Source organism: Pseudomonas putida, assembly GCF_050989985.1.
In the GTDB taxonomy this organism is placed as follows: Bacteria; Pseudomonadota; Gammaproteobacteria; order Pseudomonadales; family Pseudomonadaceae; genus Aquipseudomonas; species Aquipseudomonas putida_AI.
Genome location: NZ_CP158815.1, coordinates 703,597 through 728,412, shown reverse-complemented (window position 1 = coordinate 728,412; position 24,816 = coordinate 703,597). Strand labels below are relative to the sequence as shown.

Annotated in this window: 25 protein-coding genes; 14 read left to right on the top strand and 11 right to left on the bottom strand. The window is 60.7% G+C overall.

Annotation, left to right across the window (positions count from 1 at the left end; all coding sequences use genetic code 11):
- The first annotated feature begins 15 nt into the window (after positions 1-15).
- The 4 genes from ABTV29_RS03485 to ABTV29_RS03470 all read left to right on the top strand — a co-directional run bounded on the left by ABTV29_RS03485 (position 16) and on the right by ABTV29_RS03470 (position 3,534).
- Positions 16-813 (top strand): hydroxymethylpyrimidine/phosphomethylpyrimidine kinase, encoded by a 798-nt coding sequence (locus ABTV29_RS03485; protein ID WP_150701584.1) that lies wholly within the window; start codon positions 16-18, stop codon positions 811-813.
- 18 nt (positions 814-831) lie between these two features.
- Positions 832-1,455: a thiamine phosphate synthase gene (gene thiE / locus ABTV29_RS03480; RefSeq protein WP_433768845.1), complete on the top strand. Its 624-nt coding sequence runs from the start codon at positions 832-834 to the stop codon at positions 1,453-1,455.
- Positions 1,456-1,470: 15 nt separating this feature from the next.
- The gene (gene hemL, locus ABTV29_RS03475; RefSeq protein ID WP_433768844.1) at positions 1,471-2,754 is read left to right on the top strand and encodes a glutamate-1-semialdehyde 2,1-aminomutase; all 1,284 of its coding nucleotides are present in this window, start codon (positions 1,471-1,473) and stop codon (positions 2,752-2,754) included.
- A 225-nt stretch (positions 2,755-2,979) separates the two neighbouring features.
- The gene (locus ABTV29_RS03470; RefSeq protein ID WP_433768843.1) at positions 2,980-3,534 is read left to right on the top strand and encodes a tetratricopeptide repeat protein; all 555 of its coding nucleotides are present in this window, start codon (positions 2,980-2,982) and stop codon (positions 3,532-3,534) included.
- Between the two features lie 123 nt (positions 3,535-3,657).
- Here ABTV29_RS03470 and ABTV29_RS03465 read toward each other — a convergent pair whose 3' ends face one another.
- A complete protein-coding gene (locus tag ABTV29_RS03465) occupies positions 3,658-3,987 on the bottom strand; it encodes a DUF1820 family protein (RefSeq protein WP_047736335.1) in 330 nt (109 codons plus the stop codon).
- Between the two features lie 135 nt (positions 3,988-4,122).
- On the opposite strand from ABTV29_RS03465, the gene miaB reads away from it, so the two are divergent.
- The 5 genes from miaB (at position 4,123) to lnt (ending at position 9,532) form a co-directional block, all read left to right on the top strand.
- Complete coding sequence (miaB, locus tag ABTV29_RS03460) at positions 4,123-5,451, top strand: tRNA (N6-isopentenyl adenosine(37)-C2)-methylthiotransferase MiaB (protein WP_175387919.1); 1,329 nt, start codon at positions 4,123-4,125, stop codon at positions 5,449-5,451.
- A gap of 206 nt (positions 5,452-5,657) precedes the next feature.
- A complete protein-coding gene (locus tag ABTV29_RS03455; RefSeq protein ID WP_433768842.1) occupies positions 5,658-6,662 on the top strand; it encodes a PhoH family protein in 1,005 nt (334 codons plus the stop codon).
- Complete coding sequence (ybeY, locus tag ABTV29_RS03450) at positions 6,655-7,113, top strand: rRNA maturation RNase YbeY (protein ID WP_433768841.1); 459 nt, start codon at positions 6,655-6,657, stop codon at positions 7,111-7,113. Before ABTV29_RS03455 ends, ybeY begins: the two co-directional genes overlap by 8 nt.
- Positions 7,114-7,154: 41 nt before the next feature.
- Complete coding sequence (locus ABTV29_RS03445) at positions 7,155-7,994, top strand: HlyC/CorC family transporter (RefSeq protein WP_175387922.1); 840 nt, start codon at positions 7,155-7,157, stop codon at positions 7,992-7,994.
- Between the two features lie 14 nt (positions 7,995-8,008).
- Complete coding sequence (gene lnt, locus ABTV29_RS03440; RefSeq protein ID WP_433768840.1) at positions 8,009-9,532, top strand: apolipoprotein N-acyltransferase; 1,524 nt, start codon at positions 8,009-8,011, stop codon at positions 9,530-9,532.
- Positions 9,533-9,582: 50 nt separating this feature from the next.
- Here the strand turns inward: lnt and ABTV29_RS03435 are convergent, their stop codons facing one another.
- Positions 9,583-10,344 (bottom strand): YdcF family protein, encoded by a 762-nt coding sequence (locus ABTV29_RS03435; protein ID WP_433768839.1) that lies wholly within the window; start codon positions 10,342-10,344, stop codon positions 9,583-9,585.
- 105 nt (positions 10,345-10,449) lie between these two features.
- On the bottom strand, positions 10,450-10,770 hold the full coding sequence (locus ABTV29_RS03430; RefSeq protein WP_433768838.1) for a hypothetical protein: 321 nt from the start codon (positions 10,768-10,770) through the stop codon (positions 10,450-10,452).
- A gap of 282 nt (positions 10,771-11,052) precedes the next feature.
- Between ABTV29_RS03430 and leuS the strand changes: the two genes are divergently transcribed.
- From leuS to ABTV29_RS03405, 5 genes are all read left to right on the top strand, one after another.
- Positions 11,053-13,659, top strand: coding sequence for a leucine--tRNA ligase (gene leuS, locus ABTV29_RS03425; protein WP_433768837.1), 2,607 nt, complete (start codon positions 11,053-11,055; stop codon positions 13,657-13,659).
- A gap of 88 nt (positions 13,660-13,747) precedes the next feature.
- The gene (lptE, locus tag ABTV29_RS03420; RefSeq protein WP_433768836.1) at positions 13,748-14,353 is read left to right on the top strand and encodes an LPS assembly lipoprotein LptE; all 606 of its coding nucleotides are present in this window, start codon (positions 13,748-13,750) and stop codon (positions 14,351-14,353) included.
- 39 nt (positions 14,354-14,392) lie between these two features.
- Positions 14,393-15,430, top strand: a complete 1,038-nt coding sequence (holA, locus tag ABTV29_RS03415; RefSeq protein WP_433768835.1) for a DNA polymerase III subunit delta — start codon at positions 14,393-14,395, stop codon at positions 15,428-15,430.
- A 102-nt stretch (positions 15,431-15,532) separates the two neighbouring features.
- Positions 15,533-15,697 carry an alternative ribosome rescue factor ArfA gene (gene arfA / locus ABTV29_RS03410; protein WP_433768834.1) on the top strand — a complete coding sequence of 55 codons (165 nt, stop codon included), beginning with the start codon at positions 15,533-15,535 and terminating at the stop codon, positions 15,695-15,697.
- Between the two features lie 63 nt (positions 15,698-15,760).
- The gene (locus tag ABTV29_RS03405; RefSeq protein WP_433768833.1) at positions 15,761-17,083 is read left to right on the top strand and encodes a lytic murein transglycosylase; all 1,323 of its coding nucleotides are present in this window, start codon (positions 15,761-15,763) and stop codon (positions 17,081-17,083) included.
- Positions 17,084-17,194: 111 nt separating this feature from the next.
- Here ABTV29_RS03405 and ABTV29_RS03400 read toward each other — a convergent pair whose 3' ends face one another.
- From ABTV29_RS03400 to rodA, 8 genes are all read right to left on the bottom strand, one after another.
- Complete coding sequence (locus ABTV29_RS03400; protein ID WP_433768832.1) at positions 17,195-18,145, bottom strand: S66 peptidase family protein; 951 nt, start codon at positions 18,143-18,145, stop codon at positions 17,195-17,197.
- A 145-nt stretch (positions 18,146-18,290) separates the two neighbouring features.
- Positions 18,291-19,313, bottom strand: a complete 1,023-nt coding sequence (gene lipA / locus ABTV29_RS03395; RefSeq protein ID WP_110965044.1) for a lipoyl synthase — start codon at positions 19,311-19,313, stop codon at positions 18,291-18,293.
- 1 nt (position 19,314) lies between these two features.
- On the bottom strand, positions 19,315-19,962 hold the full coding sequence (lipB, locus tag ABTV29_RS03390; RefSeq protein WP_433768831.1) for a lipoyl(octanoyl) transferase LipB: 648 nt from the start codon (positions 19,960-19,962) through the stop codon (positions 19,315-19,317).
- Positions 19,962-20,237, bottom strand: coding sequence for a DUF493 domain-containing protein (locus tag ABTV29_RS03385; protein WP_077045559.1), 276 nt, complete (start codon positions 20,235-20,237; stop codon positions 19,962-19,964). The genes lipB and ABTV29_RS03385 overlap by 1 nt, the downstream gene beginning before the upstream one ends.
- Before the next feature lie 84 nt (positions 20,238-20,321).
- Positions 20,322-21,479, bottom strand: a complete 1,158-nt coding sequence (locus ABTV29_RS03380) for a D-alanyl-D-alanine carboxypeptidase family protein (RefSeq protein WP_433768830.1) — start codon at positions 21,477-21,479, stop codon at positions 20,322-20,324.
- A gap of 183 nt (positions 21,480-21,662) precedes the next feature.
- Positions 21,663-22,673 (bottom strand): septal ring lytic transglycosylase RlpA family protein, encoded by a 1,011-nt coding sequence (locus ABTV29_RS03375; protein ID WP_433768829.1) that lies wholly within the window; start codon positions 22,671-22,673, stop codon positions 21,663-21,665.
- A complete protein-coding gene (gene mltB / locus ABTV29_RS03370; protein ID WP_433768828.1) occupies positions 22,673-23,683 on the bottom strand; it encodes a lytic murein transglycosylase B in 1,011 nt (336 codons plus the stop codon). The genes ABTV29_RS03375 and mltB overlap by 1 nt, the downstream gene beginning before the upstream one ends.
- Positions 23,684-23,700: 17 nt before the next feature.
- A complete protein-coding gene (rodA, locus tag ABTV29_RS03365) occupies positions 23,701-24,804 on the bottom strand; it encodes a rod shape-determining protein RodA (RefSeq protein WP_433771727.1) in 1,104 nt (367 codons plus the stop codon).
- Positions 24,805-24,816: the final 12 nt, after the last annotated feature.

Here is a 24,816-nt window from a genome sequence, read left to right as displayed (position 1 = left end):
GTAAGCTCGCGCACCATGAATATCTACAGCTCACGCCCCGTTGTCCTCTGTCTCTCCGGCCACGACCCAAGTGGTGGCGCCGGCTTGCAGGCAGATATCGAAGCCCTGCTCGCTCAGGGTTGCCATGCGGCTCCGGCCGTCACCGCCCTGACCGTGCAAGACACGGTCAATGTCACTGACTTCCGCGTCCTCGACCGTGAGTGGGTGTTGGCCCAGGCCAACGCCGTACTCAACGATTCCGAAGTCGCCGCGGTCAAACTGGGCATGCTCGGTTCCCTGGAAATGGTCGACACCGTTGTCGAACTGCTTTCGGCGAACCCGCATCTGCCAGTGGTCTGCGACCCGGTGCTGCGCGCCGGCGGCGGCGGGCGACTGGGCAAGGACGAAGTCGGCTACGCCATGCGCGAACGCCTGCTGCCCCTGTCGATCATCGCCACCCCTAACCTTCCTGAAGCTCGAATCCTCGCCGAACTGCCCGAAGGCACCGCGGACGAGTGCGCCGAAAAACTCCTGCCGTTCGTCAAACACCTGCTGATCACCGGCGGTCACGGCGACGAAACCGAAATCCACAATCGCCTGTACAGCCGCGACGGCCTGCGCGAAACCTATACCTGCCAGCGCCTGCCCGGCAGCTATCACGGTTCCGGCTGCACCTTGGCCAGCGCCCTGGCCGGTCGTCTGGCCCAGGGTGAAAACCTCGCCAGCGCCGTACAGACTGCACTCAACTACACGTGGCGCACCCTGCGCGATGCCGAGCAACTGGGCAAAGGCCAGTTCGTGCCGCGCCGCCTGCCACTGGACTTCTGCTCGTAACGCCAAGGGGCCTGCCCGATGAAACTACGTGGCCTGTACGCCATTACCGACAGCCAGCTGCTGGCCGGCAAATTCCTGTCGTATGTGGAGGCCGCGCTGGAAGGCGGCGTCACCCTGCTGCAATACCGCGACAAGAGCAGCGATGCTGCCCGTCGTCTGCGAGAAGCCGAAGCCTTGCGTGATTTGTGCGAGCGCTACAAGACGCAGTTGATCATCAACGATGACGCCGAGCTGGCGGCTCGCCTGAACGTCGGTGTGCACCTGGGCCAGACCGATGGCCCACTGTCGCCAACCCGCGCGTTGCTGGGCTCGAAGGCCATCATCGGCTCGACCTGCCACGCGCAACTCGAGCTCGCAGAACAGGCTGCCAGGGAAGGCGCCAGCTATGTCGCCTTCGGTCGCTTCTTCAACTCCAATACCAAGCCCGGCGCCCCGACCTGCAGCCTCGACTTGCTCGACAAGGCCCGCCAGCAACTGCATCTGCCGATCTGCGCGATTGGCGGCATCACCCTCGACAATGCGGCCCCGCTGGTGGCCCACGGGGTTGATCTGCTGGCTGTGGTGCATGGCCTGTTTGGCGCCGAGAGCACGGCTGAAGTGACCCGCCGCGCTCGCGCATTCAACGAATTACTGAAAATCTGATTTGAGAGCCCGATCATGTCTCGTTCCGAAACCCTGTTTGCCAATGCCCAAAAACACATTCCCGGCGGCGTGAACTCGCCTGTTCGTGCGTTCAAAAGCGTTGGCGGCACGCCGTTGTTCTTCAAGCACGCCGAAGGCGCCTACGTCACCGACGAAGACAACAAGCGCTATGTGGATTACGTCGGTTCCTGGGGCCCGATGATCCTCGGTCACAGTCACCCCGACGTACTGGACGCGGTGCGCAAGCAGCTGGAACACGGCCTGTCCTATGGCGCGCCGACCGAGATGGAAACCCAGATGGCGGACCTGGTCTGCTCGCTGGTGCCATCGATGGAGATGGTGCGCATGGTCAGCTCCGGCACCGAAGCGACCATGAGCGCGATCCGCCTGGCCCGTGGTTTCACCGGCCGCGACAGCATCATCAAGTTCGAAGGCTGCTACCACGGTCACTCCGACAGCCTGCTGGTGAAAGCCGGTTCCGGTGCGCTGACCCAGGGCGTACCAAGCTCGGCCGGCGTACCGGCGGCATTCGCCAAGCACACCCTGACCCTGCCGTTCAACGACATCGATGCCGTTGAAAGCATGCTCGCCGAAGTCGGCCAGGACGTGGCTTGCATCATCGTCGAGCCGGTGGCCGGCAACATGAACTGCGTACCGCCGGCCCCTGGCTTCCTCGAAGGCCTGCGCAGCCTGTGCGACAAGCATGGCGTGGTACTGATTTTCGACGAAGTGATGACCGGTTTCCGTGTCGCTCTCGGCGGCGCCCAGGCGCACTACGGCGTAACGCCAGACCTGACGACCTTCGGCAAGATTATCGGTGGCGGCATGCCAGTGGGCTGCTTCGGCGGCAATCGCGAAATCATGTCGCGCATCGCTCCGCTCGGCCCGGTTTACCAGGCTGGCACGCTGTCGGGTAACCCGCTGGCCATGGCCGCCGGTCTCACCACCCTGCGCCTGATCAGCCGCCCGGGCTTCCACGCCGAGCTGACCGACTACACCACTCGCCTGCTCGACGGCCTGCAAGTGCGCGCCGATGCCGCCGGCATTCCGTTCGTGACCACCCAAGCCGGTGGCATGTTCGGTCTGTACTTCAGCGGTGCTGACGACATCGTCACCTTCGATGACGTCATGGCCAGCGATGCCGCCCTGTTCGGCCGCTTCTTCCACCTGATGCTCGAAGGCGGCGTGTACCTGGCACCAAGCGCCTTCGAAGCCGGCTTCACCTCGATCGCCCACGGCGAAGCCGAGCTGAAACTGACCCTGGACGCCGCCGAGCGCGCCTTCGCTGCATTGAAATAACGCTGTGCCGCTGACGTTGGCCATTGCCAGCGTCAGCTTTCACCTACACTCCCGCTTTTTTTCCTACGCGTCTGTCCATAATCCCCAGTAAACCGGGCGATATATTTCCCACGCAGCAGAAAAACGAGTAAAGACTTTGTAAGGTTGGCCCTGCTTATTTCATAATGCGCGCTTATTGGATCCCCTCGTTGGGTCCGCGCGCCCTTCAGAGGTAAGTCGATTCCCATGAACCGCACCGGCCGCGCCCTTTCAATGGGCTGCCTGTTGCTCCTTCAGCCCCTGCTCGCGCTCGCACAAGCAGGCGGTAACTCGTTGTTGATCCCAGCGATGGGTCGCTGCACCCTCAATACCCAGCCGCAAGACCTGGCACAGGCCATCGCCGCCTGCCAGAAAGCGTCGGATGAAGGGGATGCACAGGCGCAATACGAGTTGGGTGAGTTCTACTACGAAGGCAAAAACGCGCCGCGCGACCTCAATCAAGCCCTGAGCTATTTCGAAAAGGCCTCGCTGCAAGGCCACGCCCAGGCGCAATTCAAACTCGGCACCATGTTCTTCCACGGCGAAGGCGTACCGGCCAACAATGTTCAGGCTTACATCCTGCTGAAAATGGCTGCGGTCAACGGCGCTGAAGACGCACTGGATACGGCCGACGAAGTCACCGAGAAAATGCCCCGCGAAGAACTGGAAGTCGCCACCCAGGTACTCGGGCAGATTTTCCGCAAATACCTGATGGAACTGCAGAGTGCCGATGGGCGGACGCCCTTTTCGCCCCTTCCCTGACCTCTGCATTGTTCTGGCTGGCCCCAATCGCGAGCAAGCTCGCTCCCACAGTTGATTTGCGTCATACACAGAACAAATGTGGGAGCGAGCCTGCTCGCGATTGGAGCGACGCGGTCTTGAGGCTTACTTCTCAGGCATCGGCATCGGAAACGGCATCACGTTACCGACCCCGGCGCGGGCTTCGCTGATTTTCGGAGTCCCCAGACGCTCGACCTCGTCGATACGCACGATCGAGTGCATCGGCACAAAACTGCGCACCACGCCTTCGAATTGCGCCTTGAGCTTCTCTTCGCTCGGGTCGACGACCACTTGCGTACGCTCGCCAAAGACGAATTCTTCCACTTCCAGGAAGCCCCACAGATCGCTCTGATAGATCTGCTTGGCGTACATTTCGAACACCTGGCCCTGGTTGAGGAAAATCACCTTGTAGATTGGAGCTTCACGTTTGGTCATGGTGGGCGGGCAACACATCGGGGGATAAAAATAGGGCGCGAACTATAACATAGCCACCGGACGCGCAGCGGTAGGAACCGGGGAACATGTTCCCTATAATGCGCGGTTCTTCGAATCACGTGATGACCCTTTTCCATGGCCAAGAAGCTTTATATCGAAACCCACGGTTGCCAGATGAACGAGTACGACAGCTCGCGCATGGTCGATCTGCTGGGCGAACACCAGGCCCTGGAAGTGACCGCTCGCGCTGAAGACGCCGACGTGATTCTGCTCAACACCTGCTCGATCCGCGAACGTGCCCAGGATCGCGTCTACTCGCAACTGGGTCGCTGGCGCGAACTGAAGCTGGCCAATCCGGACATGGTGATCGCCGTCGGCGGTTGCGTGGCCAGCCAGGAAGGCGCCGCCATCCGCGATCGCGCCCCCTATGTCGACGTGGTTTTCGGCCCGCAGACCTTGCACCGCCTGCCGGAAATGATCGACGCCGCGCGCATCAGCAAATTGCCGCAAGTCGATGTTTCGTTCCCGGAAATCGAAAAATTCGACCACTTGCCCGAACCGCGCATCGACGGCCCCAGCGCCTACGTGTCGGTGATGGAAGGCTGCAGCAAGTACTGCACCTTCTGCGTGGTGCCGTACACCCGCGGCGAAGAAGTCAGTCGCCCGTTCGACGACGTGATCGCCGAGATCATTCACCTGGCCGAAAACGGCGTGCGCGAAGTGACGCTGCTGGGGCAGAACGTCAATGGTTATCGCGGTGCCACCCATGACGGTCGCCTGGCCGACCTGGCAGAACTGATCCGCGTGGTGGCCGCCGTCGATGGCATCGACCGTATCCGCTACACCACCTCGCACCCGCTGGAATTCTCCGACAGCCTGATCCAGGCCCATGCCGAAGTGCCTGAACTGGTGAAGCACCTGCACTTGCCGGTGCAGTCGGGCTCGGACCGCATCCTCGCGGCAATGAAACGCAACCATACCGCCCTGGAATACAAGTCCAAACTGCGCAAGCTGCGCGCCGCCGTGCCAGGTATTTGCATCAGTTCGGACTTTATCGTCGGCTTCCCGGGCGAGACCGAAAAAGACTTCGAACAGACCATGAAGCTGATTCAGGACGTCGGTTTCGACTTCTCCTACTCGTTCGTCTACAGCCAGCGCCCAGGCACCCCGGCCGCCGATCTGGCCGATGACACGCCGGAAGAGCTGAAAAAAGAGCGTCTCAACGCCCTGCAACATCGCCTGAACCAGCAAGGTTTCGAGATCAGCCGACAAATGGTCGGCTCGATCCAGCGCATCCTGGTCACCGATTATTCGAAAAAGGACCCCGGCGAACTGCAAGGCCGGACCGAGAATAACCGTATCGTCAATTTCCGCTGCGACAATCCGACCCTGATCGGTCAGTTCGCCGACGTGCACATTGACGCGGCCCAGCCGCATTCGTTGCGCGGTTCGCTGATCCAATAACACCGTGCCCCACTGTAGGAGCGAGCCTGCTCGCGATTGCGATCTGACATTCAGTACACGTGTCGACTGTCACGCCGCCATCGCGAGCAGGCTCGCTCCTACAGGGGATGGTGTTTGGCGCTGGATTATTTAAGAGCTTTCGCACCCACGCCACTGGCGTTATCCTTGATTTCATCACTATTGCCCCAGGGCGGCTAAATACGACCTTGAACGCACCCATAGAACCGCATCGTTTCATCCTCGAGCCCTTCGAGGCTCGCCGCTTCGCCAATCTGTGCGGGCAATTCGACGAGCATTTGCGCCTGATCGAAAAGCGCCTGACCATTGAGATCCGCAACCGCGGCAACCAGTTCGAGCTGATCGGCGAGCGCAAACACACCACCTCCGCGGAAAACCTCCTGCGCCGCCTGTACCGGGAAACCAAGGGTACCGAGCTGTCGCCGGACATGGTTCACCTGTTCCTGCAGGAATCTGCCGTCGAAGAACTGGACAACCACTCGCCTGCGGAAGCCGCCGTCGCCCTGCGCACCAAAAAAGGCATGATTCGCCCTCGCGGCTTGAATCAGCAGCGCTACGTGAAGGAAATCCTCGGTAACGACATCAACTTCGGCATCGGTCCGGCCGGCACCGGCAAGACCTATCTGGCCGTTGCCTGCGCGGTGGATGCCCTGGAGCGCGAGCAGATCCGCCGCATCCTGCTGGTTCGCCCTGCGGTCGAAGCCGGGGAAAAACTCGGTTTCCTGCCCGGCGACCTCAGCCAGAAAATCGACCCGTACCTGCGCCCGCTCTATGACGCGCTCTACGAAATGCTCGGCTTCGAATACGTCGCCAAGCTGATCGAACGCCAGGTCATTGAAGTCGCGCCGCTGGCCTACATGCGTGGCCGGACGCTCAACAACAGTTTCATCATCCTCGACGAAAGCCAGAACACCACCGTCGAGCAGATGAAGATGTTCCTGACCCGGATCGGCTTCGGCTCCACGGCGGTCATCACCGGTGACATCACCCAGGTCGACCTGCCACGCGGCACCAAGTCCGGGCTGCACCACGTGATCGAAGTGTTGAAAGACGTGCCTGGCATCAGCTTCACCCACTTCCAGCCCAAGGACGTGGTGCGCCATCCGCTGGTACAGCGCATTGTCGAAGCCTACGAGCGCTTCGAAACCCGTGTGGCCGATGAAGCCGCCAAGGATAACCGCCGCGATGCTTGAGCTTGATCTGCAAATCGCGACACAAGCCAGCGCCCCAAGCGAAGCCGAGTTCCGCCAATGGTGCGAGCTGGCGCTGCGCCAGCGCACCGCCGACTCGGAGATGACCATTCGCCTGGTCGACGAGACCGAAGGCCGCGAGCTGAACCACACCTGGCGGCAAAAGGATTACGCAACTAACGTCTTGTCATTCCCGGCGGATGTGCCGGACGAGTTTCTCGACATTCCGCTGCTGGGCGACCTGGTGATCTGTGTTGCCGTGGTGGAGCGCGAGGCTGCCGAACAAGGCAAGGAACTCAAGGCCCACTGGGCGCACCTGGTGATTCACGGCTGCTTGCATCTGCTCGGTTACGACCATATAGAGGACGACGAAGCAGAAGAAATGGAAGCACTGGAACGCACCTTGCTTGCAGAACTGGGCTTTCCCGATCCGTACGCGGACGACGAAAACTAAACATTCCGAACAGTGACAACAAAGGATTCAGAGTAATCGCTATGAGCGAAGATCGATCGAGCAACGGGCAGAAGTCCTGGCTGGGTAAATTGACCCAGGCTTTTGCCCACGAGCCGAAGAACCGCCAGGAGCTGCTGGAGCTGCTGCGCGACGCACACCAGAACAAACTGTTGGACAGCGAAGCGCTGGCCATCGTCGAAGGCGCCATCCAGGTTGCAGACCTGCAGGTACGGGACATCATGGTTCCGCGCTCGCAGATGATCAGCATCAAGGCGACCCAGACACCCCGCGAATTCCTGCCTGCCGTGCTCGACTCGGCCCACTCCCGCTACCCGGTGATCGGCGAAAGCCACGATGACGTGATGGGCGTGCTGCTGGCCAAGGACTTGCTGCCATTGATCCTCAAGGAGAACGGCGACAGCTTCAACATCAAGGACCTGCTGCGCCCGGCCACGTTCGTACCGGAATCCAAGCGCCTGAACGTGCTGCTGCGCGAATTCCGCGCCAACCACAATCACATGGCCATCGTCATCGACGAATACGGCGGCGTGGCGGGCCTGGTGACCATCGAGGACGTGCTGGAGCAGATCGTCGGCGACATCGAGGATGAGCACGATGTCGAAGAAGACAGCTATATCAAGCCACTGCCCAGCGGTGACTTCCTGATCAAGGCCCTGACACCGATCGAGAACTTCAACGAGTTCTTCGACAGCGAATTCTCCGACGACGAATTCGATACCGTGGGTGGCCTGGTGATGAGTGCATTCGGGCACTTGCCAAAACGCAACGAAATCACTGAAATCGGCACCTACCGTTTCCGCATCCTGAATGCCGACAGCCGTCGGATTCACTTGCTGCGACTCACGCCTATCGCCCGCTGAATCTAAGGACTGAAATGCGCTGGACAACCCGCCCCGGCTGGCCCGGTAACTTGCTGGCCGTGGCGGCCGGTGCAATCACCACCCTGGCCCTGGCGCCTTTCGACATCTGGCCGCTGGCATTGCTGGCGGTCGGCTTGTTCTATGCCGGCTTGCGTGAGCTGAGTCCTCGCCAGGCCCTTGGCCGCGGCTGGTGCTTCGGTTTCGGCCTGTTTGGTGCCGGTACCAGCTGGATCTACTACAGCATCCACCACTTCGGTGGCGCATCGGTTCTGCTGGCCGGGCTCCTGATGTTGCTGTTCACCGCGGCGATTGCCTGGTTCTTTGCCCTGCCCGCCTGGGTCTGGGCGCGCTGGCTGCGCCGCAACGAAGCTCCACTGGCCGACGCCTTAGCCTTTGCCGCGCTATGGGTGGCCCAGGAGGCGTTCCGCGGCTGGTTCCTTACCGGTTTCCCATGGCTCTATTCCGGCTACAGCCAACTCGACGGACCATTGACCGGTCTCGCGCCTGTCGGTGGCATGTGGCTGATTTCCTTTACCCTCGCCTTGACGGCCGCGCTGATCTACAACGGCATGCGCCTGGTTCGCACGGGCCGCAAGGGTTTCATCGCGATAGGCGCCGTATTGCTAGTCGGCCCATGGATCGCCGGCATGGCGCTCAAGCACCATGCCTGGACCAGTCCATCGGGCGCGCCGCTGAGCGTCGCAGCGATCCAGGGCAACGTCGAACAGAGCATGAAATGGGACCCGGCGCAGCTCAATGCACAGCTGGCGCTGTACCGCGACATGAGCTTCAGCTCGAAACCCGTCGACCTGCTGATCTGGCCGGAAACCGCGGTCCCGGTACTCAAGGAGTCCGCCCAGGGCTATCTGGACATGATGGGAAGCTTCGCCTCAGAGCGTAAATCCGCCCTGATCACCGGCGTCCCGATCCGCGAAGTCGTGCATCACGAGAAGCGCTTCTTCAACGGCATTACCGTGGTCGGCGAAGGCGATGGCACTTATCTGAAGCAGAAACTGGTGCCGTTCGGCGAATACGTTCCATTGCAGGATGTCCTGCGCGGCTTGATCGCGTTCTTCGATCTGCCGATGTCGGACTTTGCCCGCGGCCCTGCCGACCAGGCCATGCTGCAAGCCAAGGGCTACCAGATCGCGCCCTTCATCTGCTACGAAGTGGTGTATCCGGAGTTTGCCGCAGGCCTCGCCGCGCAAAGCGATCTGTTGCTGACGATCAGTAACGACACCTGGTTCGGTACGTCCATCGGCCCCTTGCAACATTTGCAGATGGCGCAGATGCGCGCGTTGGAGGCCGGTCGCTGGATGATCCGCGCCACCAACAACGGCGTTACCGGCCTGATCAACCCGTTTGGCCAGATCACGGCGCAGATCCCGCAGTTCGAACGCGGCATCCTGTATGGCGAAGTGGTGCCGATGCACGACCTCACGCCTTACCTGCAGTGGCGTTCTTGGCCGTTGATCATCATTTGTGTGGTTCTGTTTGGCTGGGCGTTGATTGCCAGCCGGATGGCCAAGACCGTCTAGAAAAAAATCGCAGCCTGTGGAGAACGACCGCAGGCTGCGATCTTTTGCCTTCAACGGTAAAAAAGCCAATATCCGACCTGCCCCACCGCCTCGTTCATCAACTGCCCGCTGCGCCAGATTGCCTTGAACTCCGGCATCCAGCCGCCAAACACTTCGCTGTTGTTCTGGCCCAGGAACCCGACCGGTGCCGGCACGACCTCAAACCCGGCCTTCCTGAAGCTCCAGACCGCTCGCGGCATATGCGCCGCCGATGTCACAACCACTACGCGCTTGATGCCTTCAGGCAGCAGCACCTGCGCCGTCAATTGTGCATTTTCCCAGGTGGTGCGGCTTTGCGCTTCCTGCCAACGCACCATCACGCCGAAATCGTCGCGCAAGGAATCCGCCATGATCTGTGCTTCGCTGGGCGGTGCGCCGTAATGCAGCCCTCCGCTGGTCAGTACCGGCAAGCCCGATGCCTTGGCCAATCGCGCCGCGTAGCGCTGGCGCTCCAGGCCGACACCGGTGGGCTGGTCAGCATCCCAGGCCAGATCACCCTGTTCACGCCCCGACCCCAGCACCACGATTGCATCGGCACGCTGCCCCAGGGTTGCCCATTCGTCGCGAGCCAGCGGTGGCTCACGTTCAAGTAACTCCGCCCCCCACTGCACCATTACCGGCAGGCTCATCAGCCAGAATCCGCCCAGTCCCAGGGCAAAGCACAAGCCTGCAAGCCGCGGTCTTGAGCGGCGCAACCACCAGGCAAGGATCAGCAAGAGGATGAGAATGCCGGGCGGCATCAAAAGGTGTTTCACGAAATAACGAAAAGGCATCGAGCATCTCCATGAAGATGCCCGAAGCCTAAGTGGGTTGACGCAATGCGACAATAAATACGGAAGGACTATGCTGCAAAAAACCATTGAGCATGGCTCTGTGCCTTACTTGAACTGCAGAGACCGGACCTTTACCGCGTCTCTGCCAGGTACTTTGTCCTTGAGCCAGATGACCTTGGCAGAACGTGGTGCGTCGAGTTGTTTCACGGCTTCGGACAAGCATCCGTGCGTCTCACGTTCGCTGCGATCCAGGTACGCCTTGACCAGAGCGAACTCTGCGGGGCTCAAACCACGCAGCTCCAGTTCCAGCGGACGTTCATCACGCAGCCGGCTGGCGGTTTTTGCCGCTTCCAGCGCCAAGCCCAGACGATCGATCAGTCTTTCGTACAGCTCCGGTTTTGTAGCTTTTTGCTGTGACTCAACCATCCCTCACCTCATTGGAAGATAAGACCTACTCCCCAAATAAGAGCTTAGCTTCCATGCACAAACCGGCTGAACGCCGCGACCAACGGCCCTCGCAGCGGTTTTGGCAAGACGCGCGGCAGCAATCAGGGTTTCCCTCGGCCGAGTGCGGTCATGTATGCTACGGCGCTTCCTGTAACTCCACTTCCAGCTCGGCTGGGCATCGAAAACGCCGAATCGGCGCCTTCACCGTCCAGCGTTGCATTGAAGAGGATTGGGCCACCCCTATTCAGTTCAAAAGTAGCCATGCACGAACAATATCAGCCCCGTGAAATCGAAGCCGCCGCCCAGTCGTTCTGGGACGAGCAAAAGTCCTTTGAAGTCAGTGAACAGCCAGGCAAGGAAACCTACTACTGCCTGTCGATGTTCCCTTACCCCAGCGGCAAGCTACACATGGGGCACGTGCGCAACTACACCATCGGCGACGTGATCTCCCGCTACCAGCGCATGCAAGGCAAGAACGTCCTGCAACCCATGGGTTGGGACGCCTTCGGCATGCCGGCGGAAAACGCCGCGATGAAGAACAACGTAGCGCCCGCCAAGTGGACCTACGAGAACATCGCCTACATGAAATCCCAGCTGCGCAGCCTGGGCCTGGCGGTGGACTGGTCCCGTGAAGTGACCACCTGCAAGCCGGATTACTACCGCTGGGAACAATGGCTGTTCACTCGCCTGTTCGAAAAAGGCGTGATCTACAAGAAAAGCGGCACCGTGAACTGGGACCCGATCGACCAGACCGTACTGGCCAACGAGCAGGTGATCGACGGTCGCGGCTGGCGTTCCGGCGCGCTGATCGAGAAGCGCGAAATCCCGATGTACTACTTCAAGATCACCGCCTACGCGGATGAGCTGCTGGAGAGCCTCGACGAACTGACTGGCTGGCCTGAGCAGGTCAAGACCATGCAGCGCAACTGGATCGGCAAATCCCGCGGCATGGAAGTGCAGTTCCCGTACAACGTCGATTCCATCGGCGAAACCGGCACCCTGAAAGTCTTCACCACCCGTCCGGATACCCTGATGGGCGCGACCTACGTCGCCGTGGCCGCCGAACACCACCTGGCCACCCTGGCTGCACAGAACAATCCTGAGCTGCAAGCGTTCATCGCCGAATGCAAGAGCGGCAGCGTCGCCGAAGCCGACGTCGCCACCCAGGAGAAAAAAGGCCTGCCGACCGGCCTGTTCGTCGAGCACCCGCTGACTGGCGAAAAGCTGCCGGTTTGGGTCGCCAACTACGTGCTGATGCACTACGGCGACGGCGCGGTAATGGCCGTGCCTGCTCACGACGAGCGCGATTTCGAATTCGCCCACAAGTACAACCTGCCGGTCAAATCCGTGGTGCGCACCAGCTCCGGTGAGACCAATCCTGCCCCATGGCAGGAGGCCTACGGCGAACACGGCACGCTGATCAACTCCGGCGAGTTCGACGGCCTGGACTTCACCGGCGCCTTCGATGCCATCGAAGTAGCCCTGATCAAGAAAAACCTCGGCGCCTCGCGTACCCAGTTCCGCCTGCGCGACTGGGGCATCAGCCGCCAGCGCTACTGGGGCTGCCCGATCCCGATCATCCACTGCGGCAGCTGCGGTGATGTGCCGGTGCCGGAAGACCAGTTGCCGGTCGTGCTGCCGGAAGACGTGGTGCCGGACGGCGCCGGTTCGCCGCTGGCGCGCATGCCCGAGTTCTACGAGTGCAGCTGCCCGAAATGCGGCCAGCCTGCCAAGCGTGAAACCGACACCATGGACACTTTCGTCGAGTCGTCGTGGTACTACGCCCGCTATGCCTCGCCGCACTTCGAAGGTGGCCTGGTGGAAAAATCCGCGGCCGACCACTGGTTGCCGGTGGATCAGTACATCGGCGGTATCGAACACGCCATTCTCCACCTGCTCTACGCGCGCTTCTTCCACAAGCTGATGCGCGACGAAGGCCTGGTGAGTTCCAACGAGCCGTTCAAGAACCTGCTGACCCAGGGCATGGTGGTCGCCGAGACTTACTATCGTCGCGAAGCCAACGGTGCCTACACCTGGTACAACCCGGCGGACGTCGAACTCGAGCGCGACAGCAAGGCCAAGGTCATCAGCGCCAAGCTGATCGCAGACGGCCTGCCGGTGGAAATCGGCGGCACCGAAAAGATGGCCAAGTCGAAGAACAACGGCGTCGACCCACAGTCGATGATTGACCAGTTCGGCGCAGACACCTGCCGTCTGTTCATGATGTTCGCCTCGCCACCGGACATGAGCGCCGAATGGTCCGACTCCGGCGTGGAAGGCTCGCACCGCTTCCTCAAGCGCGTCTGGCGCCTGGCGCAGGCACACGTCACCCAGGGCCTGCCGGGCAAACTGGACGTCGCCAGCCTGAACGACGAGCAGAAAGCCATTCGTCGCTCGATTCACCTGGCTATCAAGCAGGCCAGCCACGACGTCGGCCAGAACCACAAATTCAACACCGCCATCGCTCAGGTGATGACGCTGATGAACGTGCTGGAAAAAGCCGCGCAAGCGACCGAACAGGATCGCGCACTGGTTCAGGAAGGCCTCGAAGCCGTGACCTTGCTGCTGGCTCCGATCACGCCACACATCAGCCATGAACTGTGGCATCGACTGGGCCACGCCGATCCTGTGATCGACGCCAGCTGGCCGGTCGTGGATGACAGCGCTCTGGTACAGGACAGCCTGCAGCTGGTGATTCAAGTGAATGGCAAGCTGCGCGGCCAGATCGATATGCCCGCCAGCGCAACCCGCGAAGAAATCGAAGCGGCCGCCCGTGCCAACGAAAACGTGCTGCGTTTCGTTGACGGTCTGACCATTCGCAAAGTGATCGTGGTGCCCGGGAAACTGGTCAACATCGTCGCCAGCTAATTGGATCAGGCGCCAGGCCGAGCCTGGCGCCGAGTTAAACCTTTCGGGCCGCTTGAACGGCCCACATGGTTTCAAGGGGAGCAACACAATGATCAAACGCAACTTGCTGGTGATGGGCCTTGCGGTCCTGTTGAGCGCCTGCGGTTTCCAGCTGCGCGGCACCGGCACCACCGAACTGGCGATCAAGGAACTCGACGTCAGCGCCCGCAATGCCTATGGCGAAACGGTGACGCAACTGCGTCAGGTGCTCGATAGCAGCGGCGTCAAGGTCTATACCGGCGCCCCCTACAAGCTTGACCTCACTGATGAGCAGGAAACCCAGCGCATCCTCAGCTACGCAGGGGCTGGCCGTACTGGCGAATATCAACTGAACACCGTGCTCAACTACAGCATTCTCGGCCAGGGCAACCTGTCGCTGATCAGTGACAAGCTCGAAGTGCAGAAGGTCTTCATCCACGACGGGAACAACCTGGTGGGTTCCGACCAGGAAGCCGCTGATGCCCGCAAGGACATGCGTCGCGAACTGGTTCAACGCATGATGCTGCGCCTGCAGCAGCTCACGCCGACTCAGTTGGCCCAGTTGCAGCAGACCGCCGAAGCCCGCGCCAAGGCAGAAGCCGCGGCCCTGGAAGCTGCGCAGAAGGCTGAAGCGGATACGCCGCGTCAGTCGCCTCTCGAAATCCCGCAGCAGTAAGACTTACGGGGCGCTCAGGCGCCCCGTTCGCCCTCTCTTATGAAGCTCGCTCCCGCCCAACTCGCCAAGCACCTGCAAGGCACCCTCGCGCCCGTCTATGTCATCAGTGGCGATGATCCGCTGCTGTGCCAGGAGGCTGCCGACGCCATTCGCTCCGCCGCTCGCCAGCAGGGCTTTGACGAACGCCAGGTGTTTGCCGCCGATGCCAATTTCGACTGGGGGACTCTGCTGCTGGCCGGGGCCAGCATGTCGCTGTTCGCCGAAAAGCGTCTTCTGGAGCTGCGCCTGCCCTCAGGCAAGCCCGGTGACAAAGGCGCCGCCGCGCTCATCGAATATTGCTCGCGACCGGCCGAGGACACCTTGCTGTTGATCAGCCTGCCGAAGCTCGACGGCAGCGCGCAGAAAACCAAATGGGGCAAGGCGCTCGTCGAAGGCCAGCAGACTCAGTTCGTGCAGATATGGCCAGTGGATGCCAGCCAGTTGCCAGGCTGGATCCGCCAGCGTTTGTCCCAGGTCGGTCTTTCCGCCAGCCAGGATGCCGTCGAGCTGATTGCCGCACGAGTGGAAGGCAACCTGTTGGCAGCCGCCCAGGAGATCGAGAAGCTCAAGCTGATGGCCGAAGGCGGTCAGATCACCATCGAAACCGTGCAGGCAGCTGTCGCCGACAGCGCCCGCTTCGATGTCTTCGGGCTGACCGATGCGATTCTCAACGGTGAGGCGGCCCACGCCTTGCGCATGCTCGAAGGCTTGCGCGGCGAAGGCGTCGAGCCACCGGTGATTCTCTGGGCCCTGTCCCGGGAGCTGCGCCTGCTGGCCAACATCTCCCTGCAATACAGCCAGGGCACGCCGCTGGACAAGGCTTTCAGCCAAGCCAAGCCACCGGTCTGGGACAAGCGCAAGCCGCTGATGAGCAAAGCCCTGCAACGCTATTCAGCGCCACGCTGGGCACAGCTGCTGCTCGAAGCACAGCGCATTGATGCGCAGATCAAAGGCCAGGCGGCGGGCTCGCCGTGGATGAGTTTGAGTCGCCTGACATTGCTGATGGCCGGTCAGCGGCTGTCGTTGCCTGCCGAGTAAGCCATTCGACCGAAAGGTCCTACGTAATGTAGGGACTAGACAGAACTCTCACTTGAGCAGATGATTTGCCCCGCAAAAACCATCCACCTGTGAGAGTCCATCATGAGCAAAAAGCCATCAAAGCATGGCCATAACAAGGCCAAATCCATCATCGCCCAGCCACTGTTCCGCAGCCGTCAGGAACGAGCCGGCAAGGGCAAAGGCAGCTACCGCCGCGAAGCCTTCCAGTCTGACAGCTGGGAGGCTTCTTACTTTCTGGTGGCCTGAAAAGGCAAGCATCCGCTCAACATGTTAAGGTCTGCACCTGATTCGAATTCTCTGGACCCGTGCATGCCCTTCAGTCTTTCCCGTCGTTGGCACCTGCGCCAATTGATCGCTGCCTCCAGCCTCATTTTGCTAGTCGCCTGCGCGGAAAAACCTACCGCCGCCGACGCACAGCAGCTTCAGACGCCCCCGATCGCCACCGCCCCGGCCGTTGTTGCACCCGTGGTTCCGAGTGGTGAAAACCTCGATATCCAGCCGACCCAGACCTTCGCCGAATGGCAGGCGGGTTTCCGCAAGGATGCCCTGGCCGCCGGTATTCGCCCCGATCTGTTCGACCGCGCATTCGCCAATGTCAGTTTCGACCCCAGTGTGATCCGTGCCGATCGCAGCCAGCCGGAATTCACCCGCCCGGTGTGGGAATACCTCGATGGCGCCCTGTCACCGTTGCGGGTTCGCAAGGGGCAGTCGCTGATCAGCCAATACGATGGCATCCTGCAGAGCATCGAACAGCGCTACGGTGTCGACCGCGAGGCACTGGTCGCCGTGTGGGGCATGGAAAGTAACTTCGGTCAGTTCCAAGGCAGCAAATCCGTAATCAATTCGCTGGCGACCCTGGCCTATGAAGGTCGCCGTCCGGCCTTTGCCCACGCGCAATTGATCGCCGCGCTGCAGATTCTGCAACAGGGTGATATCGAGCCCGAGAAAATGCTCGGTTCCTGGGCTGGCGCCATGGGCCAGACCCAGTTCATTCCAACCACCTACAACACCCACGCTGTCGACTTCGATGGCGATGGCCGCCGCGATATCTGGGGCAGCTCCACCGATGCCCTGGCCTCGACCGCGCACTATCTGCAAAGCTCCGGATGGCAGAAAGGCCAGCCTTGGGGCTTTGAAGTGCAACTGCCCGGCGGCTTCAACTATTTGCTGGCCGACGGCACCATTCGCAAAAGCGTCGCTGAATGGCGCCAGCTGGGCATAACCCTGCCCAACGGCGGCCAGGTCCCGCCAGGTTCGGAACAATTGTCCGCAGCCTTGCTGCTGCCGGCCGGGTATCGTGGCCCGGCGTTCCTGGTGCTGGATAACTTCCGTGCGATCCTTAAGTACAACAACTCGTCGTCCTATGCACTGGGTGTGAGCTTGTTGTCCCAGCGCTTCCATGGCGCTGGCCTGATCAGCGGCACTTGGCCAAAAGATGATTTGCCCCTGAGCCGCACCGAGCGGATCGAACTGCAAAATCTGCTGAGTGCTCAGAATTACGACGCGGGCACCGCAGACGGGATTATCGGCGCCAATACCCGCAAGGCGATCCGTAGCGCGCAGCAGTCGTTTGGCTGGCCGGCGGACGGGTATCCAACGCACAAGTTGCTGGAAAGTTTGCGTAACCGCTAAAAAGCATCGCGAGCAGGCTCGCTCCCACAGGTAACCGCACTCCGGCCTCGAAATGCGATCAAATGTGGGAGCGAACCTGCTCGCGAAGACTGACTATCAGGCGCCAACGATCTACTGCTTGATCACCACATCCTGCTCCAACACCAACTCCTTGTTACCCGCATCCAGCCTGACCAGCGCGCCCATGGGCAATGTCAGGTTCGGGTCGCAATGCCCGCTACGCCATCCGGACAGCACCGGAATTCGCAATGGCTCGAATGTCTGCTTGAGCAACCGTTCCAGCGCCGGCACCTCCACACCCGCCACATCGCCCACCAAGACCCCGCGCAGCTTGCCCAGGGTGCCCGCCAGACGCAGATGCGTCAGAAGCCGGTCGATACGATACAGCGGCTCGTTGATGTCCTCGATGAACAGGATGACGCCCTCGGCATCAATCTCGTAAGGCGTACCCATGGTCGCAGCGATCATCGACAGATTGCCCCCCAGCAAGCGCCCGTGGGCGATTCCTGGTTCGATGGTCGTCAACGGGTAGGCCACGGGATGCGTCAGCACGCTGCCTGACTTCATCTGGCCGCGCAGCATGCTGAAAAACGAAGGCTCGGTGGGCTTTTGCCTGTCCCCCAGTAAATCAGCATTGAGCAGCGGGCCGTGGAAAGTCACGAAGCCTGCATAGCGACTGATCGCCAGATGCAACGCAGTGATGTCGCTGTAGCCGATGAATGGCTTGGCATTGTTGCGCAGTAGTTCGAAATCGAGGCAATCAAGCAACCTCGGCGTGCCGTAACCACCGCGCAGGCAGATGATGGCATCGACCTCCTCGTCGGCGAACGCCCCATGCAGGTCATTCAGGCGTACTTCGTCACTGCCGGCCAGGTAGCCCTCCTTCTGGTAGACACCCGGAAAAATCTTCAGCGAATAGCCGCGGGCGCGCATCCATTGCACGGCTTTGTCGGTGTCCAGCGGGGCGGGGCCTGCAGGCGCGATGACGCCGATCAGTCCCTCCGACGGTAAGGCCGGGACCGGGGTGTGAGGACGAAGGGTGTGAATCGGTCGAGCGGTCATCCATGAATCTCCCTGGGTGAAAACTTCAACACACAGTAGTCAGGAACGAAGACAAACAGAAGAGGCTTCGTCATTGCTTTGTGCCAGACAAAAAAACGCCCGCAAGACTCAAAGCCTTGCGGGCCTTTTCATTGCTGCGTGGCTATCAGGACGAAATCAGCTCGGCCTTGACCAGCTTTGCCTGTTCGTCGGCGTGGTACGAGGAACGTACCAGCGGACCGGAAGCAACGTTCTTGAAGCCCATCTTGTAACCTTCTTCGGCAAACCAGGCGAAGGTATCCGGGTGCACGAAGCGCTGGACCGGCAAGTGGCTACGGGACGGCTGCAGGTACTGGCCCAGGGTCAGCATGTCGATGTCGTGTTCGCGCATGCGCTTCATGACTTCGATGACTTCGTCGTCGGTTTCGCCCAGGCCCAGCATCAGGCCGGATTTGGTCGGAATGTGCGGCATCATTTGCTTGAAACGCTGCAGCAGGGTCAACGACCACTGGTAGTCCGAGCCCGGACGCGCAGCCTTGTACAGGCGCGGCACGGTTTCCAGGTTGTGGTTGAACACATCCGGCGGCTCGGCGGCGGTGATTTCCAGCGCGATGTCCATGCGGCCACGGTAGTCCGGCACCAGGGTTTCGAGCTGTACGTTCGGCGACAACTTGCGGATTTCACGGATGCAGTCGGCAAAGTGCTGGGCACCGCCGTCGCGCAGGTCGTCACGGTCTACCGAGGTAATGACCACGTACTTCAGGCGCAGGTCGGCAATGGCGATGGCCAGGCTTTCCGGCTCGTTGACATCCAGTGGCTTCGGACGGCCATGGCCTACGTCACAGAACGGGCAGCGACGGGTGCAGATGTCACCCATGATCATGAAGGTCGCGGTACCGCCGGAGAAGCATTCGCCCAGGTTCGGGCAGGACGCCTCTTCGCACACGCTGTGCAGCTTGTGTTTGCGCAACAGCGACTTGATGCGGTCAACTTCCGGGGACACCGGAATGCGTACACGAATCCAGTCAGGCTTCTTCGGCAACTCAGTGGTCGGAATGATCTTTACCGGGATGCGTGCAACCTTTTCGGCGCCGCGCAGCTTGACGCCGGCTTCAACCTTGGGACGCGGGGCCGGGCGCTCGGAGACATCAAGCGTCGGGATTACGGTTTGCACTGCATCAGTAGTCATATCAGTCGATTCCGCCCGTGAGGGTCGTCTGCTCAGCGTAGTCGAGGTGTTTGACGAGCTGCGCACGCAGCCGGGCACTTACCTCGGCAAATTCAATCGATCCTGCGTGATCGCTCAGCTGGGTCATCGCCAGCCCGGCATAGCCGCAGGGATTAATCCGTCGAAACGGTTCAAGGTCCATGTCCACGTTCAGGGCCAGGCCGTGAAAGGAACAACCATGGCGGATCCGCAGACCCAGAGATGCGATTTTCGCTCCGTCGACATACACACCCGGCGCATCGGGCTTGGCCGCAGCCGTCACGCCATAACTGGCGAGCAGCTCGATCAGGCACGATTCCATGCGGGTCACCAGATCACGCACGCCAAAACCCAGCTTGCGCACGTCCAGCAACAGGTAGGCCACCAGTTGCCCGGGGCCGTGATACGTCACCTGGCCGCCGCGATCGACCTGCACCACCGGGATTTCTCCCGGCAGCAGCAAATGCTCGGCCTTGCCGGCCTGGCCCTGGGTGAAGACCGGCGGGTGCTCGACTAGCCAGATCTCGTCGGCGGCATCGCTGCCGCGTTCGTTGGTAAAGCGTTGCATGGCATGCCAGACCGGCTCGTATGCCATCTGACCGAGCTCGCGAAAGCCCAATGTCGCGGACATCACAGCACCATGTGCACGAAGCCGGTAGCCCGCAGTTCGCTGTTGATGTTGTACAGCTGGTCCTGGTCGGTAGCGACGATGTGCAACTGAATCGTGGTGTACTTGCCGTTGCTGCTTTGACGCTCGTCCACACGCTCATCGTTGATCTTTGCGTGTTTGCGGACGATGTCGATGATCTTGTCCTTGTTGCCCACACCCGTATCGCTGATCACCTTAACCGGGTAATCGTTGGCAGGGAATTCGATCTTGGGAGCCTTTACTTCAGTATCGGTCATGGCGTAACGGCCTCGTAAGCGTAAGCCGTGGCGACGGGCATAGCCCCACGCCGGATGAGCGCGGGGCCATGCAGGTGCACACTATCAGTTGAACAAGCCGTAGAAGAATAGACGGATGCTATCCCACATGCGGCGGAAGATACCACCCTCTTCGACGCCGTCCAGAGCGATCAGATCAGCGCTGTGCACCACCTTGTCCTCCAGTTTGACTTCGACTTTACCGATCACGTCGCCCTTGGCGATTGGCGCAACCAGTTGCGGGTTCATGGTCATGCTGGCGGCGAGCTTTTTCAGCTGGCCTTTTGGCAGAGTCATGGTCAGGTCTTCAGCCAGACCGGCCTTGACCTGGTTGGTGGCGCCCTTCCAGACAGGAGCCTGGGCCAGCTCGGTGCCTTTTTGGTAGAAGGTCTGGGTTTCGAAGAAACGGAAGCCATAAGTCAGCAGCTTCTGGGTTTCGGCGGCGCGAGCCACTTCGCTGCTGGTGCCGAATACCACGGCGATCAGGCGCATGCCATCACGCACGGCGGAAGACACCATGCAGTAGCCGGCTTCGTCGGTGTGACCGGTTTTCAGACCGTCGACGGTCTTGTCACGCCACAGCAGCAGGTTACGGTTCGGTTGCTTGATGCCGTTCCAGAAGAACTCTTTCTGCGAGTAGATCGCGTAGTGAGCCGGGTCTTCGTGGATGATCGCGCGAGCCAGTACGGCCATGTCATGAGCCGACGAATAGTGCTCAGGGTTTGGCAGACCGGTCGGGTTCATGAAGTGGGTATTGGTCATGCCCAGGTCGGCGACGGTTTTGTTCATCAGGTCGGCGAACGCGTCTTCGCTGCCTGCGATGTGCTCGGACAGCGCAACACTGGCGTCGTTACCCGACTGGATAATGATGCCGTGCAGCAGGTCGCTCACGGTCACCTGAGAGCCAACCTTGATGAACATCCGCGAACCGCCGGTACGCCAGGCGTTTTCGCTGACGGTCACCGGATCGTTTTCGCCGATCTGGCCACGACGGATTTCCAGAGTCGCGATGTACGCGGTCATCAGCTTGGTCAGGCTGGCTGGCGGCAGACGCTGGTCACCATTGTTTTCAACCAGCACGTTGCCGCTGCTGGCGTCCATGAGCACATAGGCCTTGGCGGCCAGTTGCGGTGGCGACGGCATCATCTCGGCCGCGAACGCGGCGGGTGAGAGGAGCAGCGGGACTAGAAGGCACAGGCGTTTGGCAAAGGTGGTGATGTTCATCCGTCTCTCGAAATCGCTAATGGAAACTGCCCAAAGGCAAAACTAATCAGACGGCCTTCTAACGGGCCGTCGCGTATTCAGTTGCTCACTCAAGTCACCCTTGCCGGGCTTTTGTTCTTCGACGAGCCAACAACCTGGTTCATCTCGCGAAATCGCTGATGAACCGTCAATCAAGTCCTACGTTTACTCTGTTACCACGCTCGGCGAACCAAGATTGGCCAGGCGTACGCTGTTCTGCACTTGCTGGATTTCACCCGGTGTTCCGATCGGCCCCAGGCGCACCCGATGCAGCGTCTGTTGATTGCGTACGATCGAGCTGATGAACACCGGAGCGCTCACCATCCCGCTGAGCTTCGACCTCAGGAGCTCTGCAGCGTCCGGGTTGGCGAACGCGCCCACCTGCAGATACTGGCCAGAGGCTGGTGCAGAAGCGTTTTTTTTTGCGTCCGCAAGCTGTACAGGGACAACGGCGGCGGCATGTTGCTGCGGTGGCGGCGTCCATTGCTCGACGGTGCCGGCCGAAGCCGTAATCGCCGGGGCGCTATTCTGCGCGACTTGCGGCTCGTTGAGCATTAAAGGCGCCGGACGGCCTTTCGCCGCCCAATAGGCCTGCGGGTCGATACCTTCGACCTTGACCCTGGCAGTGCCGATTTCGGCATAACCAAGTTTCTTGGCGGCGGCATAGGACAGGTCGATGATCCGGTCGGAGTAGAACGGCCCGCGGTCGTTGACCCGCAGGATCACGCTGCGGTTGTTGTCCAGGTTGGTAACCCGGACATAGCTCGGCAGCGGCAGGGTCTTGTGGGCGGCACTCATGCCGTACAGGTCATAGACCTCACCATTGGCGGTGTTCTGCCCATGGAACTTGGTGCCATACCAGGACGCCGTGCCCGAGGCCACGTAGGTCTTGGATTCCTGCAGCGGGAAATAGGTTTTGCCCAGTACGGTGTAGGGGTTGGCCTTGTACGGACCGGTGTGCAAAGTCGGCGTGGCGTCCGGGATACGCGAAACGTCGACGTCCCACCAGGGAGCGCCATCCTTGTGAGCGCGATTGATGTCCAGCCCTGGCGCAGAGCGCACGGCACTGGAGTTCTTCTGCGTCGGCGAGCGACTGGTCGAACAACTGGCGACCAGCACTGCCAACGCGGCAAATGCCATCAGCTTCAGGGGTTTACTCATAGGCAATGCCCGCATTACTTGACGCCCCGTGCTTGGACCAGCTGTTCAGACAGTTGATGTACGGCCATGGCGTACATCACGCTGCGGTTATATCGCGTGATTGCGTAAAAATTCTTCAGGCCCATCCAGTATTCAGGGCCATTGTCGCCCTCAAGGCGAAAAGCGGTAACCGGCATATCATCGCGCAGCGCATCATGACTTGACCAGCCCAGGGCCCGCAACTCTCCGACGGTTTTGGTGGGTTCGATACCGGTGGTCAAACCTTCATCCACCTGCTCGCCCCGCACATCGGCGCGACTGACCACCGGCTCTCCGGCGACCCAGCCGTGACGCTTGAAGTAACTGGCGACGCTACCGATCGCATCATCCGGGTTGTTCCAGATATTGATGTGGCCGTCACCATCGAAATCCACTGCGTAGGCGCGAAAGCTGCTGGGCATGAACTGCGGCAGGCCCATGGCACCGGCGTAGGAACCCTTGAGGGTCAAGGGGTCAACCTGCTCTTCCCGGGCCAGCAACAGGAATTCACGCAATTCCTTGCGGAAAAATTCGGCACGAGGAGGATAGTCGAAACCCAGGGTCGACAAGGCATCGATTACACGGTAATTGCCGGTATTGCGACCGAAAAAGGTCTCGACGCCAATAATCGAAACAATGACCTGCGCCGGCACGCCATATTCCTGCTCGGCCCGGGCGAGCACCGCTTCGTGCTGACGCCAGAAGTCCACACCACGGGCGATGCGCGCATCGGTGATGAACATCGGGCGATATTCGCTCCACTGCTTGACCCGTTCGGCGGGCTTGGAAATCGCGTCCAGGATCGACTGTTTGCGCTCGACTTCGCGGAACACGCCCATCAACTGTTCGCCGGCAAACCCGTAGTCGCGGGTCATTTCACCCACGAATTCGGCCACCTGGGGCGAACCTTCGTAATCGCCGGCCAACGCTTCCTGCGCGCTGCCAAGGATGCTTACCAGGCCGACCCACGGCGCATATCGAGTCGCCCAGCCACGCATTACCTGCATTGAACTCTTCACCTTATTCAAACCTGCGCGATCCACTTGCGATGGGTATGGATCGACATCAAAACCCCAAACGCTGACAGCAGCGTCACCAGCGAAGTTCCTCCGTAGCTAATGAACGGCAACGGCACCCCCACCACCGGCAACAGGCCACTGACCATGCCGATGTTGACGAAAACATAAACAAAAAACGTCATGGTCAAGGCGCCCGCCAGCAGCTTGCCGAACAGCGTCTGAGCCTGGGCGGTAATCACCAGCCCGCGACCGATCAGCAGCAGATAAATCAGCAACAGCGCACAGATACCGACCAGACCGAACTCTTCGCCCATGACTGCAATGATGAAGTCGGTATGGCTTTCCGGGAGGAAGTCCAGGTGCGACTGGGTACCCAGCAGCCAGCCTTTGCCGAATACGCCGCCGGAACCGATGGCCGCCTTGGACTGAATGATGTTCCAGCCAGTGCCCAACGGATCGCTTTCCGGATCGAGGAACGTCAGGATCCGCTGCTTCTGGTAGTCGTGCATGATGAAGAACCACATGGCGATGGCCACGGGCACGGCGGCGGCGAGCACGCTGAGAATCCAGCGCCAGCGCAGCCCGCCCATGAACAGCACGAATGCACCGCCGGCCAGAATCAGCAACGAGGTGCCAAGGTCCGGCTGGCGCACAATCAGAATGAACGGGATGCCGATCAGCATCAGACTGATGCCCACATGCTTGAGCTGCGGTGGCAAGGTGCGCTTGGACAGATACCAGGCAATGGTCGCCGGCATCAGGATTTTCATGAACTCCGACGGCTGGAAACGGATGACCCCGGGAATGTTGATCCAGCGCGTAGCGCCCATGGCGTTGTGGCCCATGACGTCCACCACCACCAGCAACAGCACGCCGATCACGTAGCCAACCGGTACCCAACGGGCCATGAAACGTGGCTCGAACTGGGCGATGACGATCATCGACACCAGGCCGATGCCGAATGAAGTGGCCTGCTTGGCCAGCAGATCCCAGCTTTTGCCACTGGCGGAATACAGGACGAACAGACTGCCGGCGGCAAGCGTCAGCAGCAGGATCAGCAACACACCGTCGATATGCATGCGTTGCAGAAGCGTCGCGCGACGGCGCATCACATCCTCGCT

Excerpts from the sequence above, each read along its gene's own strand:
- ABTV29_RS03485 (WP_150701584.1), top strand. The coding sequence starts at position 16 with ATGAATATCTACAGCTCACGCCCCGTTGTCCTCTGTCTCTCCGGCCAC.
- thiE (WP_433768845.1), top strand. The coding sequence starts at position 832 with ATGAAACTACGTGGCCTGTACGCCATTACCGACAGCCAGCTGCTGGCC.
- hemL (WP_433768844.1), top strand. The coding sequence starts at position 1,471 with ATGTCTCGTTCCGAAACCCTGTTTGCCAATGCCCAAAAACACATTCCC.
- ABTV29_RS03470 (WP_433768843.1), top strand. The coding sequence starts at position 2,980 with ATGAACCGCACCGGCCGCGCCCTTTCAATGGGCTGCCTGTTGCTCCTT.
- ABTV29_RS03465 (WP_047736335.1), bottom strand. The coding sequence starts at position 3,987 with ATGACCAAACGTGAAGCTCCAATCTACAAGGTGATTTTCCTCAACCAG.
- miaB (WP_175387919.1), top strand. The coding sequence starts at position 4,123 with ATGGCCAAGAAGCTTTATATCGAAACCCACGGTTGCCAGATGAACGAG.
- ybeY (WP_433768841.1), top strand. The coding sequence starts at position 6,655 with ATGCTTGAGCTTGATCTGCAAATCGCGACACAAGCCAGCGCCCCAAGC.
- ABTV29_RS03445 (WP_175387922.1), top strand. The coding sequence starts at position 7,155 with ATGAGCGAAGATCGATCGAGCAACGGGCAGAAGTCCTGGCTGGGTAAA.
- lnt (WP_433768840.1), top strand. The coding sequence starts at position 8,009 with ATGCGCTGGACAACCCGCCCCGGCTGGCCCGGTAACTTGCTGGCCGTG.
- ABTV29_RS03435 (WP_433768839.1), bottom strand. The coding sequence starts at position 10,344 with ATGCCTTTTCGTTATTTCGTGAAACACCTTTTGATGCCGCCCGGCATT.
- ABTV29_RS03430 (WP_433768838.1), bottom strand. The coding sequence starts at position 10,770 with ATGGTTGAGTCACAGCAAAAAGCTACAAAACCGGAGCTGTACGAAAGA.
- leuS (WP_433768837.1), top strand. The coding sequence starts at position 11,053 with ATGCACGAACAATATCAGCCCCGTGAAATCGAAGCCGCCGCCCAGTCG.
- lptE (WP_433768836.1), top strand. The coding sequence starts at position 13,748 with ATGATCAAACGCAACTTGCTGGTGATGGGCCTTGCGGTCCTGTTGAGC.
- holA (WP_433768835.1), top strand. The coding sequence starts at position 14,393 with ATGAAGCTCGCTCCCGCCCAACTCGCCAAGCACCTGCAAGGCACCCTC.
- arfA (WP_433768834.1), top strand. The coding sequence starts at position 15,533 with ATGAGCAAAAAGCCATCAAAGCATGGCCATAACAAGGCCAAATCCATC.
- ABTV29_RS03405 (WP_433768833.1), top strand. The coding sequence starts at position 15,761 with ATGCCCTTCAGTCTTTCCCGTCGTTGGCACCTGCGCCAATTGATCGCT.
- ABTV29_RS03400 (WP_433768832.1), bottom strand. The coding sequence starts at position 18,145 with ATGACCGCTCGACCGATTCACACCCTTCGTCCTCACACCCCGGTCCCG.
- lipA (WP_110965044.1), bottom strand. The coding sequence starts at position 19,313 with ATGACTACTGATGCAGTGCAAACCGTAATCCCGACGCTTGATGTCTCC.
- lipB (WP_433768831.1), bottom strand. The coding sequence starts at position 19,962 with ATGTCCGCGACATTGGGCTTTCGCGAGCTCGGTCAGATGGCATACGAG.
- ABTV29_RS03385 (WP_077045559.1), bottom strand. The coding sequence starts at position 20,237 with ATGACCGATACTGAAGTAAAGGCTCCCAAGATCGAATTCCCTGCCAAC.
- ABTV29_RS03380 (WP_433768830.1), bottom strand. The coding sequence starts at position 21,479 with ATGAACATCACCACCTTTGCCAAACGCCTGTGCCTTCTAGTCCCGCTG.
- ABTV29_RS03375 (WP_433768829.1), bottom strand. The coding sequence starts at position 22,673 with ATGCGGGCATTGCCTATGAGTAAACCCCTGAAGCTGATGGCATTTGCC.
- mltB (WP_433768828.1), bottom strand. The coding sequence starts at position 23,683 with ATGCAGGTAATGCGTGGCTGGGCGACTCGATATGCGCCGTGGGTCGGC.
- rodA (WP_433771727.1), bottom strand. The coding sequence starts at position 24,804 with ATGCGCCGTCGCGCGACGCTTCTGCAACGCATGCATATCGACGGTGTG.